This is a genomic window from Streptomyces fradiae ATCC 10745 = DSM 40063 (assembly GCF_008704425.1).
GTDB lineage: Bacteria > Actinomycetota > Actinomycetes > Streptomycetales > Streptomycetaceae > Streptomyces > Streptomyces fradiae.
This window is the reverse complement of the sequence record NZ_CP023696.1, coordinates 6,677,999-6,694,004: the sequence shown is the minus strand read 5'-3', so window position 1 is coordinate 6,694,004 and position 16,006 is coordinate 6,677,999. Positions and strand designations below refer to the sequence as shown.

General features: G+C 77.1%; 16 protein-coding genes. 13 read left to right on the top strand and 3 right to left on the bottom strand.

The window, feature by feature from the left end; translation table 11 throughout:
* The first annotated feature begins 3 nt into the window (after nucleotides 1-3).
* The 10 genes from CP974_RS29220 (at nucleotide 4) to CP974_RS29175 (ending at nucleotide 10,987) form a co-directional block, all read left to right on the top strand.
* Nucleotides 4-1,968, top strand: a complete 1,965-nt coding sequence (locus CP974_RS29220) for a non-ribosomal peptide synthetase (RefSeq protein ID WP_107066974.1) — start codon at nucleotides 4-6, stop codon at nucleotides 1,966-1,968.
* A complete protein-coding gene (locus tag CP974_RS29215; RefSeq protein ID WP_031127926.1) occupies nucleotides 1,965-3,203 on the top strand; it encodes a cytochrome P450 in 1,239 nt (412 codons plus the stop codon). Before CP974_RS29220 ends, CP974_RS29215 begins: the two co-directional genes overlap by 4 nt.
* Nucleotides 3,204-3,251: 48 nt before the next feature.
* Nucleotides 3,252-4,742: a condensation domain-containing protein gene (locus CP974_RS29210; protein WP_031127925.1), complete on the top strand. Its 1,491-nt coding sequence runs from the start codon at nucleotides 3,252-3,254 to the stop codon at nucleotides 4,740-4,742.
* Entirely contained in the window at nucleotides 4,739-6,103 is a 1,365-nt protein-coding gene (locus CP974_RS29205) for an ATP-grasp domain-containing protein (protein ID WP_051838816.1), read from the top strand. The genes CP974_RS29210 and CP974_RS29205 overlap by 4 nt, the downstream gene beginning before the upstream one ends.
* Before the next feature lie 116 nt (nucleotides 6,104-6,219).
* Nucleotides 6,220-6,567, top strand: a complete 348-nt coding sequence (locus CP974_RS29200; protein WP_031127924.1) for a nuclear transport factor 2 family protein — start codon at nucleotides 6,220-6,222, stop codon at nucleotides 6,565-6,567.
* Nucleotides 6,568-6,713: 146 nt separating this feature from the next.
* Nucleotides 6,714-7,664: a phosphotransferase gene (locus CP974_RS29195; protein ID WP_031127923.1), complete on the top strand. Its 951-nt coding sequence runs from the start codon at nucleotides 6,714-6,716 to the stop codon at nucleotides 7,662-7,664.
* A 126-nt stretch (nucleotides 7,665-7,790) separates the two neighbouring features.
* On the top strand, nucleotides 7,791-8,450 hold the full coding sequence (locus CP974_RS29190; protein ID WP_031127922.1) for a maltokinase N-terminal cap-like domain-containing protein: 660 nt from the start codon (nucleotides 7,791-7,793) through the stop codon (nucleotides 8,448-8,450).
* Nucleotides 8,451-8,597: 147 nt separating this feature from the next.
* Nucleotides 8,598-9,638, top strand: a complete 1,041-nt coding sequence (locus CP974_RS29185; RefSeq protein WP_037936149.1) for a beta-ketoacyl-ACP synthase 3 — start codon at nucleotides 8,598-8,600, stop codon at nucleotides 9,636-9,638.
* A 123-nt stretch (nucleotides 9,639-9,761) separates the two neighbouring features.
* Nucleotides 9,762-9,998: an acyl carrier protein gene (locus tag CP974_RS29180; protein WP_031127920.1), complete on the top strand. Its 237-nt coding sequence runs from the start codon at nucleotides 9,762-9,764 to the stop codon at nucleotides 9,996-9,998.
* Nucleotides 9,995-10,987, top strand: coding sequence for an alpha/beta fold hydrolase (locus CP974_RS29175; protein WP_031127918.1), 993 nt, complete (start codon nucleotides 9,995-9,997; stop codon nucleotides 10,985-10,987). Before CP974_RS29180 ends, CP974_RS29175 begins: the two co-directional genes overlap by 4 nt.
* Nucleotides 10,988-11,002: 15 nt before the next feature.
* On the opposite strand, the gene CP974_RS29170 is transcribed toward CP974_RS29175, so the two are convergent.
* Nucleotides 11,003-11,764 carry a DUF4328 domain-containing protein gene (locus CP974_RS29170; protein WP_031127917.1) on the bottom strand — a complete coding sequence of 254 codons (762 nt, stop codon included), beginning with the start codon at nucleotides 11,762-11,764 and terminating at the stop codon, nucleotides 11,003-11,005.
* A gap of 144 nt (nucleotides 11,765-11,908) precedes the next feature.
* Nucleotides 11,909-12,703, bottom strand: a complete 795-nt coding sequence (locus CP974_RS29165) for a TetR/AcrR family transcriptional regulator (protein WP_373276766.1) — start codon at nucleotides 12,701-12,703, stop codon at nucleotides 11,909-11,911.
* Nucleotides 12,704-12,822: 119 nt separating this feature from the next.
* Here CP974_RS29165 and CP974_RS29160 point away from each other — a divergent pair, with 119 nt between their 5' ends.
* The 3 genes from CP974_RS29160 to CP974_RS29150 all read left to right on the top strand — a co-directional run bounded on the left by CP974_RS29160 (nucleotide 12,823) and on the right by CP974_RS29150 (nucleotide 15,124).
* Complete coding sequence (locus CP974_RS29160; RefSeq protein WP_031127914.1) at nucleotides 12,823-14,016, top strand: cytochrome P450; 1,194 nt, start codon at nucleotides 12,823-12,825, stop codon at nucleotides 14,014-14,016.
* The gene (locus CP974_RS29155; protein ID WP_031127913.1) at nucleotides 14,013-14,237 is read left to right on the top strand and encodes a ferredoxin; all 225 of its coding nucleotides are present in this window, start codon (nucleotides 14,013-14,015) and stop codon (nucleotides 14,235-14,237) included. The genes CP974_RS29160 and CP974_RS29155 overlap by 4 nt, the downstream gene beginning before the upstream one ends.
* Before the next feature lie 200 nt (nucleotides 14,238-14,437).
* On the top strand, nucleotides 14,438-15,124 hold the full coding sequence (locus tag CP974_RS29150) for an adenosylcobinamide amidohydrolase (protein ID WP_031137255.1): 687 nt from the start codon (nucleotides 14,438-14,440) through the stop codon (nucleotides 15,122-15,124).
* Between the two features lie 191 nt (nucleotides 15,125-15,315).
* On the opposite strand, the gene CP974_RS29145 is transcribed toward CP974_RS29150, so the two are convergent.
* Nucleotides 15,316-15,735 carry a PPOX class F420-dependent oxidoreductase gene (locus CP974_RS29145; protein ID WP_031137257.1) on the bottom strand — a complete coding sequence of 140 codons (420 nt, stop codon included), beginning with the start codon at nucleotides 15,733-15,735 and terminating at the stop codon, nucleotides 15,316-15,318.
* Between the last annotated feature and the right edge of the window lie 271 nt (nucleotides 15,736-16,006).

The window sequence follows — 16,006 nt, the reverse complement described above, 5'->3', positions numbered from 1 at the left end:
CCCGTGGACACCATCGTCTCGGTCTTCGCCGAGCGGGCCCGTACGGCACCGGACCGGCCGGCGGTCGGCACGCTCACCTACGCGGAACTCGACGGGCGCACCGACCGGCTCGCCCGCCGGCTCGCCGCCGCCGGGGCGCGCCCCGGTGACGTCGTCGGCGTCCTGTGCGGCCGCTCGCCGCACACGGCGGTCCTGCTCCTGGCCGTCCTCAAGGCGGGCGCCGCCTACCTCGCGCTCGACCCCCGGCAGCCTCCGGCGCGGCAGCGGGCGATGCTCGCCGACGCGGGCGCGCGGGTGCTGCTGGCGGACCGTGTCCCAGGACCCGGGGACTTCCCCGCGTACCGGGTGGTGGAGGCCCCGGGCGGGCCGGCCCCGTCCGGCTCCGCCGAGGCCCGCGGGGGCGAGGCCGAGGCCGCCGCGGCGCCTGTGGTCCTCGCGGTCGAGGAGGCTTCCGGGGGCCTTGGGGGCGCCGATCCGGCCGGGGCCGGTGCGGCCGGGGCCGGTGCGGCCGGGGCCGGTACCGCTGCGTCCGGTGCGGGTGCCGGGGCCGGTGCGGGTGCCGGTGCGGCTTCTGTGGCCGTCGCGGGTCCCGGCTCCCCCGCACCGGTCGCCGTGGGGCCGGAGGACGTCGCGTACGTCGCCTACACCTCCGGGTCCACGGGGCGCCCCAAGGGCGTCTGCGTGCCGCACCGCGCGGTGGTGCGGCTGGTCGTCGGCAACCCCCTCCTCGACGCGCGGCCCGAGGACACGTTCCTCGGTTTCGCACCGGTGGCCTTCGACGCCTCGACGCTGGAGATCTGGGGGGCGCTGCTCAACGGCGCCCGGCTGGCCGTCGCTCCGCCGGGCGACCTGTCCGTGCCCGGACTGCTGGACTTCGCGCGGACCGAGCGGGTGACCGTCATGTGGCTGACCGCCGGCCTGTTCCACCTCGCCGTCGACGAGGGCCTGCGGGACCTGCCCGCGCTGCGGCTGCTGCTGGCGGGCGGCGACGTCCTGTCGGCACCCCACGTGGACCGCGCGGTGCGGGCCCTGCCCGGAGCGACCGTCGTCAACGGCTACGGCCCGACCGAGAACACCACGTTCACCTGCTGCCATCCGGTGCGCGGACCGGTCGGGGCGACCGTGCCCATCGGCACGGCGGTCCGCGGCACGGCCGTCCGCCTGCTGGACGGGGAACTGCGGCCGGTGCCCGACGGGCAGGTCGGGGAGGTGTACGCGGCGGGCGCCGGGCTCGCCCACGGGTACCTGGGCGCGCCCGCCGCCACGGCCGCCCGCTTCGTCGCCGACCCGTTCGGGCCGCCCGGCACCCGCATGTACCGGACCGGGGACCTGGCGCGGCGGGTGGGGGGCGTGCTGGAGTTCGCCGGGCGGGCCGACGACCAGGTGAAGGTGCGGGGGTTCCGCGTGGAACCCGGGGAGGTCGCCGCCGCCCTCCTGGAGCACCCCGGCGTCGTACGGGCCGCCGTCGTCGCCCCCGCGGTGCCAGGCGCAGGCGACGGCGGCGCGGCGGCGGTGGAGCGGCGGCTGGTCGCCCATGTCGTGACGGCGGCGGACACGTCGGTGCTCGAACTGCGCCGCGGGCTGGCCGAGCGGCTCCCGGCGTACGCCGTCCCCTCGCTGATCGTGCCGGTGAAGGCGCTGCCGCTGACCCCGAACGGCAAGGTCGACCGGGCGGCCCTGGAGCAGGCCGGCCCCGTCGCGCGCCCCGACGTCAACGCCGCCTACCGGGAACCGGGGAACGCTCTGGAGCGGGCGGTGGCCGGGCTCTGGGCCGACCGGCTCGGCATGACCGGGGTCGGCGCGGACGACGACTTCTTCGAGCTGGGCGGCGATTCCCTGCTGGCCGTGCGGATCATCGAGGAGCTGCGGCGGGAGTACGGCGTCGAGGTGTCGCCCCTCGACTTCTACCTGGACCCGACGCCGGCCGGGCTGGCCGGGGCCGTCGAGAAGGGGCGGGCCGCGGTATGAGGGACGGTTCCGGACGCCCGGCCGAGGCGGGACTGGAGGGCGTCGACCTGTTCGACCCGCGCTTCCACGGCGAGGGCGATCCGCACGCGGTGTGGGCGCGCATGCGGGAGCACGCCCCGCTGCACCGCCAGACGCTGCCCGACGGGCGGGCCTTCTGGTCGGTGACCCGGCACGCCGACGCCTGCCGGGTCCTCGGCGAGCACCGTACGTTCACCTCCGAGCGCGGCAGCCTGCTGATGCAGCTCGGGACCCCGGACGCGGCGTCCGGGCGGATGCTGGTCGCCACCGACCCGCCGCGCCACACGGCGCTGCGCCGCCCGCTGAACCGGCTCTTCGCCGGGCCGGCGCTGCACGCCGCCGAGGACCGGGTCCGCCGCGCCGTGCGGAGCGTGCTCGCCCCGGCGGCCCGTGAGGGGCGGTGGGACCTGGCCCGGCGGGCCGGGCTGTTGCCGATGGCCGTCGCCGGCGCCCTGATGGACCTGCCCGAGGAGGACGGGGAGCGGCTGCTGCACTGGACGGGCATGGCCGCCGCCCCGGAGGACCCGGACTTCCGGGTGGCGAGCGCCGGCGCCACCCTGGCGGTCGCCCACCACCGGTTGTTCGCCTACTTCACCGACCTGGTCGCGCGCCGCCGGGGCACCGAGGGCGAGGACGCGGTCCGGTTGCTGCTGTCGATGCGGACGGACGAGGGCCCCCTGTCGGACGAGGAGGCCGTCGTCAACTGCTACAGCATGCTCCTGGGCGCCAACGCGACGACACCGCACGCGGTCGCGGGCACGGTGCTGGCGCTGATGGAGCATCCGGAGCAGTACGCGGCCGTGCGGGAGGACCGCTCCCTGGTTCCCGGGCTGGTGGAGGAGGGGCTGCGCTGGACCTCGCCGGCGAGCAGCTTCCTGCGGTACGCGGTGGTGGACGCCGAACTGAGCGGCGGCGTCGTACCGGCGGGTGACGCGGTGGCGGTGTGGGTGGGCTCGGCCAACCGGGACGAGCGGGTCTTCGCGGACCCGTACCGGTTCGACGTCCGGCGGACCGACAACCGGCACCTCGCCTTCGGCTTCGGGCCGCACTACTGCCTGGGCGCCGCCGTGAGCCGGCTCACCCTGCGGATCTTCTTCGAGGAGGCGCTCGACGCGGTCGAGGAGTTCCGCCCCGCGGGCCGGCCGCGGCCCCTCGTCTCGAACTTCGTCGCGGGGCTGGCGGAGCTGCCGGTCCGCACCCGGCCGCGGCGCGACTGAGGCGCCCCGGCCCGGAATCCCGTAGCAGCCACTGGAGCAGGAGGAACGATGCAGTCCGAAGCCGACCGGATCACGGCGGTGCTGTGCGAGGTCCTCAGCGGCCGCCTGGAAGGCCAGGAGATCGGTCCGGACGACGACTTCTACGCCATGGGCGGCGACTCCCTGACGGCCCTGCTGGTCGTCGCGGACGCCACGGAGCGCGGTGTCCCGCTGGGGCTGCGGGAGCTGCTGTACCACCCGACGCCGCGGGCGCTGGGCGCGCATCTGGCCGGGGCGGCGGCCGGTGGGCCCGGCGACGCCCCGCCGGCCGCCCGGCTGACCGCGGCCGACCTGTCCCTGCTGCCGGACGGGGTGGCCGAGGCCCTGCCCGCGTCGGCGCTCCAGGTCGCCATGGTCTACCTGTGTGAGACGAGCACGGACCCCGCCCTGTACGTGTCGGTCCTGGAGTGGGAGGTCGCCGGTGCCCTCGACGGGGACCGGTTCCGGCGGGCCCTGGCCGCGCTGTGCGAGCGGCACCCGGCGCTGCGGTCGTCGTTCGATCTGGGCACGTACTCGGTGCCGGCGCAGCTGTTCTGGTCGTCGGTGGAGCCGCCGCTGGTGGCGGGCCCTCCCGAGGAGCCGCTCGCCGCGCCCGACTGGGGCGCGCCGCCGCTGTTCCGATGCCGTGTCCAGGACCTGGACGGGGCGTTCCGGGTGGCGCTGGCGGTCCACCACACCCTCGTCGACGGCTGGAGCCTGGGCCGGCTGGCCGTGGACCTGATGTCGCTGTACGCGGGCGTGCCGCTGCCGCCCCTGCCGGACGGTGTCGAGCGGGCCTTCGCCGAGACGGAGGCGGCGCAGTCGGCGTCCGCGGAGGCCGCCGGTTTCTGGGCCCGCCAGACGCTGCCGTCGCTGCTGTTCCCGGACCGGGGCAGGTTCGGCGGGGCGGCGGACGCCCGCGAGACCGCCGGGTTCCCGCTGCCCGGCGGGCTGGTGGAGGGGCTGACGGCGGCGGCGCGGCGGCTGCGGGTGCCGCTCAAGTCCCTGGCGCTGGCCGCCCATGTGCGGGCGTTCGCGGAGTTGACGGGGCGGCCCGAGGTCGTGACCGGCCTGGTGGTGAACACGCGGCCGGAGCTGCCGGGCTCCGACCTGGTGGCCGGGCTGTACCTGAACACCCTTCCGGTGCTGCTCCGGGCGCGGGACGACTGGGCGGACCTGGCGGCGGCGGCGCTGGTGGCGGAGCGCGGCGGCAGCCGGTACCGGGCGTACCCGCTGGCCCGGCTGGAGAACCGGCTCGGCCGCCCCGCGTTCGACGCGGTCCTCAACTTCACGCGGCTGGGCGTCCATCGCGAGCTGGACGCGGCCACCGGGCTGGAGACCGGCGGCTGGCGGCTGCGGGGCAAGCCGAGCTTCCCGCTGCGCGTGGACGTCGAGGTCGACGGGGTCGAGGGCGGCGACCGGGTCGTGGTGGCCTTCGACCCGGACCTCGTCCCGCCCGCGACGGCCGGGCGGTACACGGAGCTGCTGCGGCGGGCGCTCGCCGAGGCGGTGGGCGCGTGACGCGCCCGCCCCGGCTGGCGGTGGTCTACGACGACGGCGCGGTCTCCCCCGGCGAGCTGGGCGTCGGGCTGGCCGGCACGGCGGACGCCGTGTTCCTGGTGCCCGACAGCCCGCACGTCGCGGCGATGCGCCCGGTCCTGAGGCAGCTCGGCGCCGTGCACGGCCTGACGGGCGACGCCGCGCGGGACGCCGCCCTGGTGCGGCGCCTCGCCCCGGACGCGATCACCACCTTCAGCGAGCTGATGATCCGTACGACGGCCGCGCTGGCCGAGGCGGCGCAGCTGCCGTACCACCGCCCGGCGACGGCACTGCTGCTGACCGACAAGACCCTCCAGCGTGCGGCGCTGCGCCGCGCGGGGGTCGACGACGTCCGCCACGCGTCCCTGGCCTCACCGGCCGACTGGCCGGCGGCGCTGGCCGCCGTCGGGCTGCCCGCCGTGGTGAAGCCGGTGCGGGGGGCGGGGAGCCGCCACACCCACCCCGTGTACGAGGAGGAGCGGGCCGCCCGCCTCGTGGCGGAGGTCTTCGCCGGTCTGCCGGACGCCCCGCCGGGCGTGCCGCGGCTGGTGGTGGAGGAGCTCCTGACCGGCCGACCGAGCGGACCGCTCGGCGACTACGTGTCGGTGGAGAGCCTGTGCGGCGCGGACGGGGTCGCCCACCTGGCGGTGTCCGGGAAGCTGCCGCTGGTACGGCCGTTCCGCGAGCCGGGCCGGTACTGGCCGCACCATCTCGCGCCGGCCGAGGAGCGGGCGGTCCTCGACCTGGTGACGCGGGCGCTGGGGGCGGTGGGCGTACGGCACGGCCTGACGCACACGGAGGTGAAGCTGACACCGGCCGGGCCGAGGATCATCGAGGTGAACGGCCGGCTCGGAGGCCACGTCAACGGGCTGGCCCGCACCGCGTGCGGGGTGGACCTGGTCAGGGCCGCGGCCCTGCACGCCCTCGGCAGGCACCCCGGGGTGGGGCGGCTGCGGCCCGGCCGGGTCCACTTCCAGCACAACGGGCTGGCCCCCACGGAGCCGTGCCGGCTGCTCGGCGTGCACGGGGCCGCACGGGTCCGCGCGCGGGACGGCGTCAGCGGCTACCGGGTCTTCGCCCGCGTCGGGCAGCGGCTGCCCGGCGGGGTGATGACACGTGAGCTGGACGTCGTGTGGGGGATCGCCGACGACCACGACGCGATGGTGCGGCTCATCCGCGGCGCCCTCGGGGAGCTGAGCTACGAGTTCGGCTTCGCCGACGGCCCGCGGACCGTGGCGGCCGCGGACTGCGGCGCGTGGCAGGACGGGGCGGCGCGACCGCCGTACGACGCGCCGGCGGGACGCCGGGACGCGGACGCTCGGGATGACGTGACGCCGAGATGACCGATGACCGGGTGACCGGGTGACGGGAAGACCGGCGGGATGACCGGATGACGGGCCGACCGGCCGAGGCCGGCGTGGCACACGGCTGGACGACGACGAGGCACAAGGAGAAGCCGATGGACACCTCCCCCGTGACGGCGCTGCTGGACATCATCGACGACGGCCGCTGGGACGACCTGCCGTCCGTCCTGGCGCCGCAGTGCGTCATCGAACGCCCGGGTGCCGAGCCGCTCGTGGGCCTGGCCCGGATCGAGCGGTTCTACCGGCACGAGCGCCCCGTGGCCGCCGGCCGGCACACGGTCGAACGGCTCCTCGCCGACGCGGAGGCCGCCGCCTGCTGGGGCACCTTCTCGGGGACGGACCGGGACGGGCGGGCCGTCGCGGCGCGTTTCGCGGACACGTACCTGCTGGAGGGAGGACGGATCTCGCGCCGTACGACGTACCTCCACGGCCCCGCCCACTGACGCCCGGCGCCGGCGCCCGCGCCGCCCCGGACGGCTCGGGTGCCGACCCGGACGGCTCGGGTGCCGACCGGGGCGGCGGGCGACGCGGCGCGGCGGGCGGGCGGAAGCGGACGACACGGGCGGTGCCGCGTGACACGATCGGGTACATGGCCGATTCCCCGTCCCCGCGGCGGATCGCCCGCCGCACCGCCGCCGCCGTCGACGCGGCGGTCGGAGCCGGGCGCTCCCTCGGGCTGACCGTGACGGAGGCGGCGGTGCTCCACGACGTGTTCTCCGTTGTCGTCCACCTGGCGCCCGCCCCCGTCGTGGTCCGCGTCCCCGTCGTCCTCGCGCCCCACATGGGCCCCGACGAGCTCGCGCGCCGCCAGCGGACGGAGCTGGACGTGACGGGGTGGCTGGCGCGGCGGGGCACGCCCGTGGTCCCGCCGAGCCCGCTCGTACCGCCGGAGCCCGTGCGGCGCGACGGGTTCTCGATGACGTTCTGGCAGTACGTCGAGGAGGACCGGGACCGGGAACCCGACTACGTGGCGAACGCCGAGCGCACCGCCGACCTGCACGCCGCGCTCCGCGCCTATCCGGGGCCGCTGCCGTTCCTCTCCGCCGCCGAGCCCCGGTTCGTCACCGACGCCCTGGCCCTGCTCGGGGAGCGCCCGGACCTCCTCGGCCCGGCCGAGCTGGACCGGGCGCGCCGGGAGTGGCGGCTCCTGGAGCCCCTGGTGCGCTCGCGCGCGGCGTTCGAGGCGGCGTTCCCGGGCACGGAGTCGCAGCCCGTCCACGGTGACGCGCCGCCGGCCAACATGATCGCCGGGGTGGACGGAGACCTCCACGCGGACTTCGAGCTGGTCACGCTGGGGCCGGTCGAGTGGGACCTCGCCTTCTTCGGGCCCGAGCACGAGGCCGCCTACAACCGCGGCGCGGAGCGCAACGGCCTGCGGACCCTGCGCGGTGACGTGCTGGCCTGCGTGAACGCCGTGGGGATGCTGCGCGCGGTCGGCGTCCTCGCGCTCGCGCCGCAGCAGCCGGTACTGGCGGAGTACGTCCGCCCGGCCGTCGAGCGGTGGCTGGCGGCGCCGTTCGCCGGGGGCCTCGCCGGCTGACGAAGCGCGACGGCGGTCGCGCCGCCCGCCGCCCGGTCCTGCGGGCGGGCGCCGTGTGCTCCGGCGCGCCGGGGACGGTGGGAAGGTGAGGGGTACGCACCGACGCATCGGAAGGGGAACCGCGGCATGGCCGTCATCCACCGGACCACCGTCAGGCCGACCAAGCTCGAACTGCTCGCCTCCTGGCTGCCCTCCCGCCCGTGGTACCGGGGCGGCGCGGGCGGACCGGAGCTCTCCAAGGCCGGCGGGTTCCGTCTGGACGACCCGCGTGGCGAGGTCGGGATCGAGTTCATGGTAGTCGCCGACGCCTCCGGGCCCGCCCCGGTCACCTACCTGGTGCCGCTCACCTACCGCGGCGCGCCGCTCGACGGGGCCGGACACGCCCTCGTCGGCACCATGGAGCACGGCGTGCTCGGGCGCCGCTGGGCGTACGACGGCTGCCACGACCCCGTGCTGGCCGCGCAGCTGACGGAGCTGATCGCGGGGCGGGCGCAGGCCCAGGACCAGGACGTCAGCGACATGCCCGACCGGGAGGTCGCCGCCGTGTGCGCCGGCGCGGTGCCCCCTGCGGCCGAACTGACCGCGCACGACGACCGGGAGGGCACCCGCCTGTCGGCGCCGCGGGGGACGACCCTGCGCGTGCACCGGGTCCTGCGGCCCGTCCCGGACGCCCGGCCCGCGCTGCCGCGGGGAGCGGTCGGCCAGGTCACCGGCTGCTGGCGGACCGCTGACGGTGCCCGTGCCCGCGGGGTGCTCGCCGTCCTGCACCCCGGCGCTCCGGCGTAGCCCCGGCCGGCGTCCGTCAACGGAGGGCGGGGCGCCACCCGTTCGGGGCGTGGGGGCGGCGGCTTCGGTATGCCTGCCGGGATCGGGGTGAGGCGGCTGTTTCCATGACCGGATGAGCGACAAGTCCCCCCGCGCAAGGGAGCGATCGTGAGCCGCACTGCCACTTCGGCGGGTCGCGGTCGTGGTCCCGCCGCCGTCCTCACCGGGCTGGGCGCCTGGCTGCCGCCCCGGCGGGTGCCCAACAGCGAGCTGTCCGCCCGGCTCGACACGTCGGACCGGTGGATCCGCGAGCGCATCGGCATCGCCGAGCGGCGGTTCGCCGCGCCGGAGGTCTCCACCGGGGACATGGCGGTGGAGGCGGCGGCCCGCGCGCTGGCCTCCGCGGGTGCGGACCGTGTCGACGCGCTGCTGCTGGCGACCAGCACCCCCGACCATCCCTGCCCGGCCACCGCCCCGTGGGTCGCGGACCGGCTGGGGCTGGCGTCCACCGCCGCGTTCGACGTCGCGGCCGGCTGTTCCGGGTTCCTGTACGCCGCCGCCGTCGCGGACGGCCTGATCGCCTCCGGGACGGCGCGCCGGGTGCTGGTGGTGGGCGCCGAGGCGATGACGTCCCTCGTGGACCCCGGTGACCGGGCCACCGCCCCGATCTTCGGCGAGGGGGCGGGCGCCGCCGTGTTCGAGGCGGGGTCGCCGTCCGAGGAGGGGGCCCTGGGTCCGGTCTCCTGGGGCAGCGACGGCTCCCTCGCGGACGCCATCGTCGTACCCGCCGGAGGGGCCCGCGACCGGCATCTGCGGGAGAGGGCGGAACCCGGCGCCTTCTTCGTCCGCATGCGGGGCGGCGAGGTGTTCCGGCACGCCGTGCGCAGGATGACCGCCGCCGCGCGGGAGGCGGCGCAGGCCGCCGGGTGGGCGATGGCGGACGTCGACCGGCTCGTCGCCCACCAGGCGAACGCGCGCATCACGGCGGCGGTGGCCGACGCCCTGGGCATCCCCGGTGAGAGGTGCCCGTCCAACATCCGGGAGGTGGGGAACACCGCCGCCGCCTCCCTGCCGCTGCTGCTGGCGCACGCCGCCGACCGGGGAGAGCTCAAGCCCGGCCACAAGGTGCTCCTCACGGCGTTCGGCAGCGGGCTGGCGTGGGCGGCGACCACGCTGACCTGGCCGGCCGGGCTCGCTGCCCGCCTGTAGGCCCCCCGGCGGCCTTCGCGCCCGCGCCCCGCCGTGCCCCCGTCCCCGCCGTGCCCCGGCCGGGCTCCGGCTCCCGCCCGGAGTCCGGCTCCGGCTCCGGCTCCGATCCCGAAGAGAGTGTGTATGACGTTCGAAGAGGTCAAAGCGATCCTGACGGCCAACGGGGGGCTGCCGCCCGGTCCCATCACCCCCGACGCCCCCCTCGCCCGCGCCGGCGTCGACTCCATGGCGCTGGTCGTGCTCTCCCTGCAGGTCGAGGACCGGCTCGGGCTGGAGATCAGCGAGGACGAGCTGTCCACCGCCGCGAGCGTCGGCGACCTGGCCGAGCTGATCCGCCGGCACGCGGAGTGCCCCGCATGACGCAGGGCGCGACGGGCCTGCTCCCCGCCGCCGCGTGGGAACTGACCGAGGAGCGGCGCGAGATGACGTGGCGGGGGATGCGCTACGCCTGCCGGATCGTACGCGGCGGGGCGGGCGCCCGGCACGGGGGAACCGGCGCCGGGCGCGGCGGCCCGGAACCGCTGCTGCTGCTCGGCGGTGCGCTGCAGGACATGTACGCCTGGCCCCGCCTGGAGCGGTACGTCGCCCCGTACGCCCCGCTCGTGCTGGTGGACCTGCCCGGCAGCGGCGACGCCGACGACCTGCCCGCGCACGAGGGGTTCGACGTCCTGGCGGACGCGGCGCTGCACCTGCTGGACGTGCTCGGCCTGCCGCGGGTCAACGTCCTCGGTGCCTCCTACGGGGCGCCGATCGCGTACCGGATGGCGCAGCGGCGGCCGGGCCGCGTGGCGCGGCTGCTGCTGGCCGGTGCGACGCACCGGGTGTCGGGGCCGATGCGGGTGTTCCTGCGGGAGGCCGCCGACCACCTGGAGCGGTCCGGGCCCACGGCCGGGGAGGCCCTGGACGGGTGCGCGGACGACGGGAGGTACGCCGACCGGCTGGTGCGGTACCTGGTCAACACGCGGGCGCAGGAGCGGGTGCGGCAGTCGGCGGCCGTGCAGCGCCTGCTGCGGCGGCAGGCGCTGCGCACCACGTGGCGGCAGGCGCGGCGGCACGCGGCGTGCCACCGGCGGGTGCTGGCGCCGCGGCTCATCCCGCCGGGCGGCGTCGAGGGCGTGCCGGCGCTGGTGTTCACCGGGGAGTACGACCTGACGACGACCCCCGAGCAGAACGGCGCCGTCGCCGCCACGGTCGCCGGTTCGCGGCTGGTCCTGATCAGGGAGGCCGACCACATGGCGCACCTGGAGTGCGACGCCGAGTACGCCGACCTGGTCCTGCGGTTCCTGCGCGACGAGCCGCTCGACGGGCTCTCCTACTGCGACACGTACGAGGTGCCGGCCCTCGCGTGAGGTCCTCGGCCCCGGTCAGCCGGCCGCGGGGACGGGCTGGGCCGGGGGCCCCGCGGCCGCCTTGGCGTGCTGCATGGCGGTCAGGCGGCGGACGAAGACGAGGGCGGCCACGGCGGACGCGAGGTCGACGACGCCGGTCGCGGCCAGGGCCGCGGCGCCCTGGCGGATGGACTCGATCTCCTCGGCGCGGTCCCACATCCGGGCGGCGACCCGGCCGAGCAGGGCCGCCGAGACCCAGAGCGCCCACCAGGTGTTGAGCACCGCCCGGGAGGTGCGGTGCCCGCCGGGCTCGCTGGCGTCCCAGATGTCGCCGGCGACCTGCCGGGGGATCCACAGGTTGGCGATGGGGATGAACCAGGAGCCGATCGCCCAGCCGCGCCCGCGCCGCTGCTCGGCCGGGCCGAGGACGTCGGCGTTGACGCGGGCGCGGTGGAACCAGACGACGAAGACGACGGCCGTCGCCAGCAGGGCCGTCAGCGACAGCGAGGACGAGACGGTCATCAGCGTGTCGGCCCGCTGCGCCTTCTCGACGGCGTCGGCGTGGTCGCCGGTGTCGTCGGCGAGGGCGCCGATCACGGCGCGGCTGTTGAGCGCGGCGTACACGGCCACGGCGTCGAGGACGGCGACGAGGGCGAGGAGCACGGTCAGGGCGTTCGAGAGGCCGGCGAGCGAGCGGATCGGCTGGAGCGGTCCGGGCGCGGGGGCCGCGGACGCGCACCCCGCGCAGAGACCGGACGGGGTGGTGGCCGCGTGCGCGGCGCATCGGGAGCAGAGCATGGTCGAGGGACCCCCCACGGGTGACATCGGTGGAAGCCGCCGAAGGCGGAACGGTCCCCTCCCCCAGGGACGCGCCGCGTGGCCGCCCGAGGACGATACGTGGCGGCGCGGTGCCCGTCCAGCGGGATACCCGGTGGCGGCCCGTCAGGTGTGCGGGCCTTCCAGGAGGTGGGCGAGGGTGGCCGTGACCAGGCGCTCGACCTCGGCGGGGTCCGCCTCGGCCAGCGGCCGCTTGCGGATGACCACCCGCATCAGCCCGATGCCCAGCAGCCACGCCAGCGCGAGGTCGGCGCGGAGCGCGCGGTCCTCGGTGTCGCTGAGCGTGGCGAGTACGCGGGCGTAGTCGGCGCCGAGCGCGGTGATCGCGGCGGACACCTCGTCCTGCGCTCCGACCGAGCGCAGCAGGGTCTCCAGGGACCGGCCCGCGCCGTCCCCGTGGCCCTCGGGGTCCGGCTGGGGTGCGAGCAGGCCCGCCAGCACCGCTTCCACGAGGCGGTCCGGCGGAGTCGTGCGCAGCTGTTCGAGGCCGCTGTGGGCGACGGCCTCCCCGAAGAGGGCCCGCTTGGAGCCGAAGTGGCGGAAGAGAAGCGCCTGGTTGACTCCGGCGCGGGCGGCGATGTCCCGTACGGTCGCCCGTTCGTAGCCGCGCTCGGCGAACAGCTCGCGGGCGGCGGTGAGCAGCCGCTCCCGCGTGGCGCCGCCACCGTCCCGGCGGGGCGGGGCCGCGGCGGCTCCCCCGGGTTCCCTCGCCCTGTCGGGCTCGCCGGGCCCGTGCGACCCGGCGGTCCCGCCGGATGGTTCCGTCCTGCCGGATCCTGCGGCCCGGCCGGATCCTGCGGCCGCCCCGCCGGTCCGGTCGGCGCCGCCGGCCCCCCTGGTCCTGCCGGTTCCGCTGTGCGCCGGGGCCGCGGCCCCGGTCTCCGTACCGCCGGACTCCACCGAACCGCCCCCTCTTTCGCCGCCGTGTGACCGAAGGCGGCTCGCCCGAGGCGCCGTTGACCGCCGACAGGCCCAACTCTAGGTTGGTAAGCAGCTGCTTACACCTGGGAGGTTGCCCCGTGACGACCGCACGCGAGCGGACACCGCTGACCTATCCCTTCAACGAACCCGAGGGCCTGGACCTCGCCGACGCGTACACGCGGGCGCTGGAGCGGCCCGGTCTGTTACGCGTCCGCATGGCCTACGGCGAGCCCGCCTGGCTCGCCACGCGCTACGCCGACGCCCGGCTCGTCCTCGGCGACCGGCGCTTCAGCCGGGCCGAGGGGGCCCACCACGACGAACCGCGCCAGTCCGAGGCGCGGCAGGACTCGGGCATCCTCTCGATGGACCCGCCCGAGCACACCCGGCTGCGGACCCTCGTGGCGAAGGCGTTCACCATGCACCAGGTGGAGAAGTTGCGCCCGCAGGTGCGGGAGCTGACGCACGGCTTCCTGGACGCGATGGAGGCGGCCGGGCCGCCCGTCGACCTGGTCGAGCACTACGCGCTGCCCATCCCCGTGGCGGTGATCTGCCGCATGCTCGGTGTCCCCGAGGAGGACCGGCCGAGGTTCCGGGTGTGGAGCGACGCCGTCCTGTCGACGAGCTCGCTGACGGCGGAGGAGTTCCACCGCAACCGCGAGGAGCTGCGCGCCTACATGGCGGACCTGGTGCGGGACCACCGGGAGAGCCCCCGCCCGGACCTGATGACCGCGCTCATCGACGCCCGCGACACCGGCGACCGGCTCAGCGAGCTGGAGCTGGTCGACCTGTGCGTGGGCCTGCTGGTCGCGGGCCACGAGACCACGGCGAGCCAGATCCCGAACTTCGTCTACGCGCTGCTGGACCACCCCGACCAGCTCGCGCTCCTGCGGGAGCGGCCGGAGCTGATCGGCGGCGCGGTGGAGGAGCTGCTGCGGTTCGTGCCGCTCGGCAGCGGGGCGGCCTTCCCCCGCTACGCCACGGAGGACATCGAGGTCGGCGGCACCCTCGTGCGCGCCGGGGAGCCGGTCCTGGTGGCGGTCGGGGCGGCGAACCGGGACGCGCTGAAGTTCACCGAGCCGGGCCGGCTCGACATCACGCGTACGCAGGTGCAGCACCTGGGGTTCGGGCACGGGGTCCACCACTGCCTCGGCGCTCCGCTGGCGCGGCTCGAGCTGCAGGAGGCGCTGCTGGCGCTGCTGACCCGGTTCCCCACCCTGCGGCTCGCCGGTGACGTGGTGTGGAAGAACCAGATGCTGGTGCGCGGGCCGCGCGAGATGCCGGTCGGGTGGTGACGGCCGTGACGTGGCGTGTGGCGGTCGATCCGGGGCTGTGCATGGGCTCCGGGATGTGCGCGGCCCTGGCTCCGGACCTGTTCCGGCTGGAGGGGAACCACGCGGAGGCGGTACGGCAGGAGACCGCCGAGGACGAGCGGGCGCTCGACGCGGCGGACTCCTGTCCGGCTCTGGCCATCGTCGTACGCGACGGGGAGAGGACGGTCGGGCCGCGTCCCTGACATGCCGCGCCGGGCCGGCACGGCACCGGCGCCCGCGCCGGCTCGGACGGTGACGGACGCCGGGCCGGTGCGGGCACGGTCGACGGGGGGGGGCGGCGGGGGGCGGGGCGTCCGGCGCCGGGGGCGGCGGGGCGGGGCGTAGGATCGGGCGGTTCCCCCGCCGTCGAGACGGCTGGTTCCCCGTCGACGAGGAGTGCCCGGTGACCGCCGCCCTCCCCCGGCCCCGCAGCGGCGCCGGTCCGCTGTCCGTGCGCGAGCTCACCCGCGTCGAGGACGGCGAGAGACTGCACGCCCTGCTGTGGCGGGCCGGCCCCGGCTGGCGGATGATCAGCAGCGCGGTGCTGGGCGGCGGCGTCGGGGAGCGCGCCTGGGTCCTCAACGCGCAGGTGTCGCACGGCTACCGCCGCACCGACCCGGACCGCCATCTGGCGCGACTGGCGCGGGACGCGGGGGCGCACGGCCCCGGCGTGGGACTGATGACGGCCGCCGACGTCCGCGCCCACGGCCGGTGCGAGGACGCCGGGGTCCGGGCCGTGGCGACCGCCGGTCTCGGGGTGCGCGGGTGGGCCGCGTCGCCGGTCGAGGGGCCGGTGGTGCCGGCCGGGCCCGGCACGGTCAACATCGTCGCCGCGCTGCCGGTGGCGCTGACCGACGCCGCACTGGTCAACGCCGTGGCGACGGCCACCGAGGCGAAGGTGCAGGCGCTGCTCGACGCCGGCTACGACTGCTCCGGTACGCCCACCGACGCCGTGTGCGTCGCCGCGCGCGCACAGCGGCCCGGTGAGGAGGCGTACGCGTTCGCCGGGCCGCGCTCCCTGTGGGGCGCCCGTCTGGCGCGGGCCGTCCACGGGGCGGTCCGCGCCGCCGCGGTGGCGGCGCCCCGGTAGGCGCGTGCCACGGGGGCGCGGGCCCCACCGGTCGCCCGCACCGATGGCGGCAGGCGGTGGCGGTGGACGCCGGACGGTGCGCGTCCTGCGGATGTGCGCCGTGGACCGGCCCGGCGGGGCTTCGCCTGCCGGGGTCCTGGCGGGGTGTTGGCCCGACGGGCCACCGTGGCCGGTGGCCGCCCGGCGGCCGGTCAGCTCTGGTCGTTGTCCTTCAGCGCGCCCCAGCCGTGCCAGCGCTCCACCTCGATCCAGCCGCTGACGCGGCCCCGGTCGCGCTTGCCGTACGCCTGGCCGAGGTAGTGCCGCGAGAGCCGGTCGATGTCGGTGAGGCCCTCGTCGTCGCGCAGCTCCACCACCCGCCCGATCAGGCTCACATGGGTGTACCAGGACGACTCGTCCAGCACGGTGAGCGTGACACGCGGGTCGCGGCGGATGTGGCCGAGGCGCTTGCGGCCCTCGTCCATGTTGACCAGCACCCTGCCGTCGTCCTCCCACAGGTACCAGGTCGCCGTCGAGACCGGCTGGCCGTCGGAGCGGAGCGTGGACAGCACGGCCGGGTTGGGCTTGCGGAGCATGGCGACGGCCGCGTCGGGCAGCGGCGGCTTGGACATGGCGGTACCTCCTCGTGGGGCCGGGTCCGGCCGTCCCACCGGACCGCTTCGCAGACTAGCGGGGCGTGCGGTGCCGCGCCGGTCGGCGCGTGCGCGAGCCGTGCGGCGCCGGGACGCCGGCGGGGCACGGCCTGGGACGCTCACGCCCGGCCGGCCCGGCGGGCCCGGCACCTGCCGGTCCACCGGTTGGCGCCGGGCCCGTGCGGCCCCGCCGCCGACCGGCCGCCGCCACGGCCCCGCTGACGGACGCGCGGGCGGCGAGCGGGCCCGG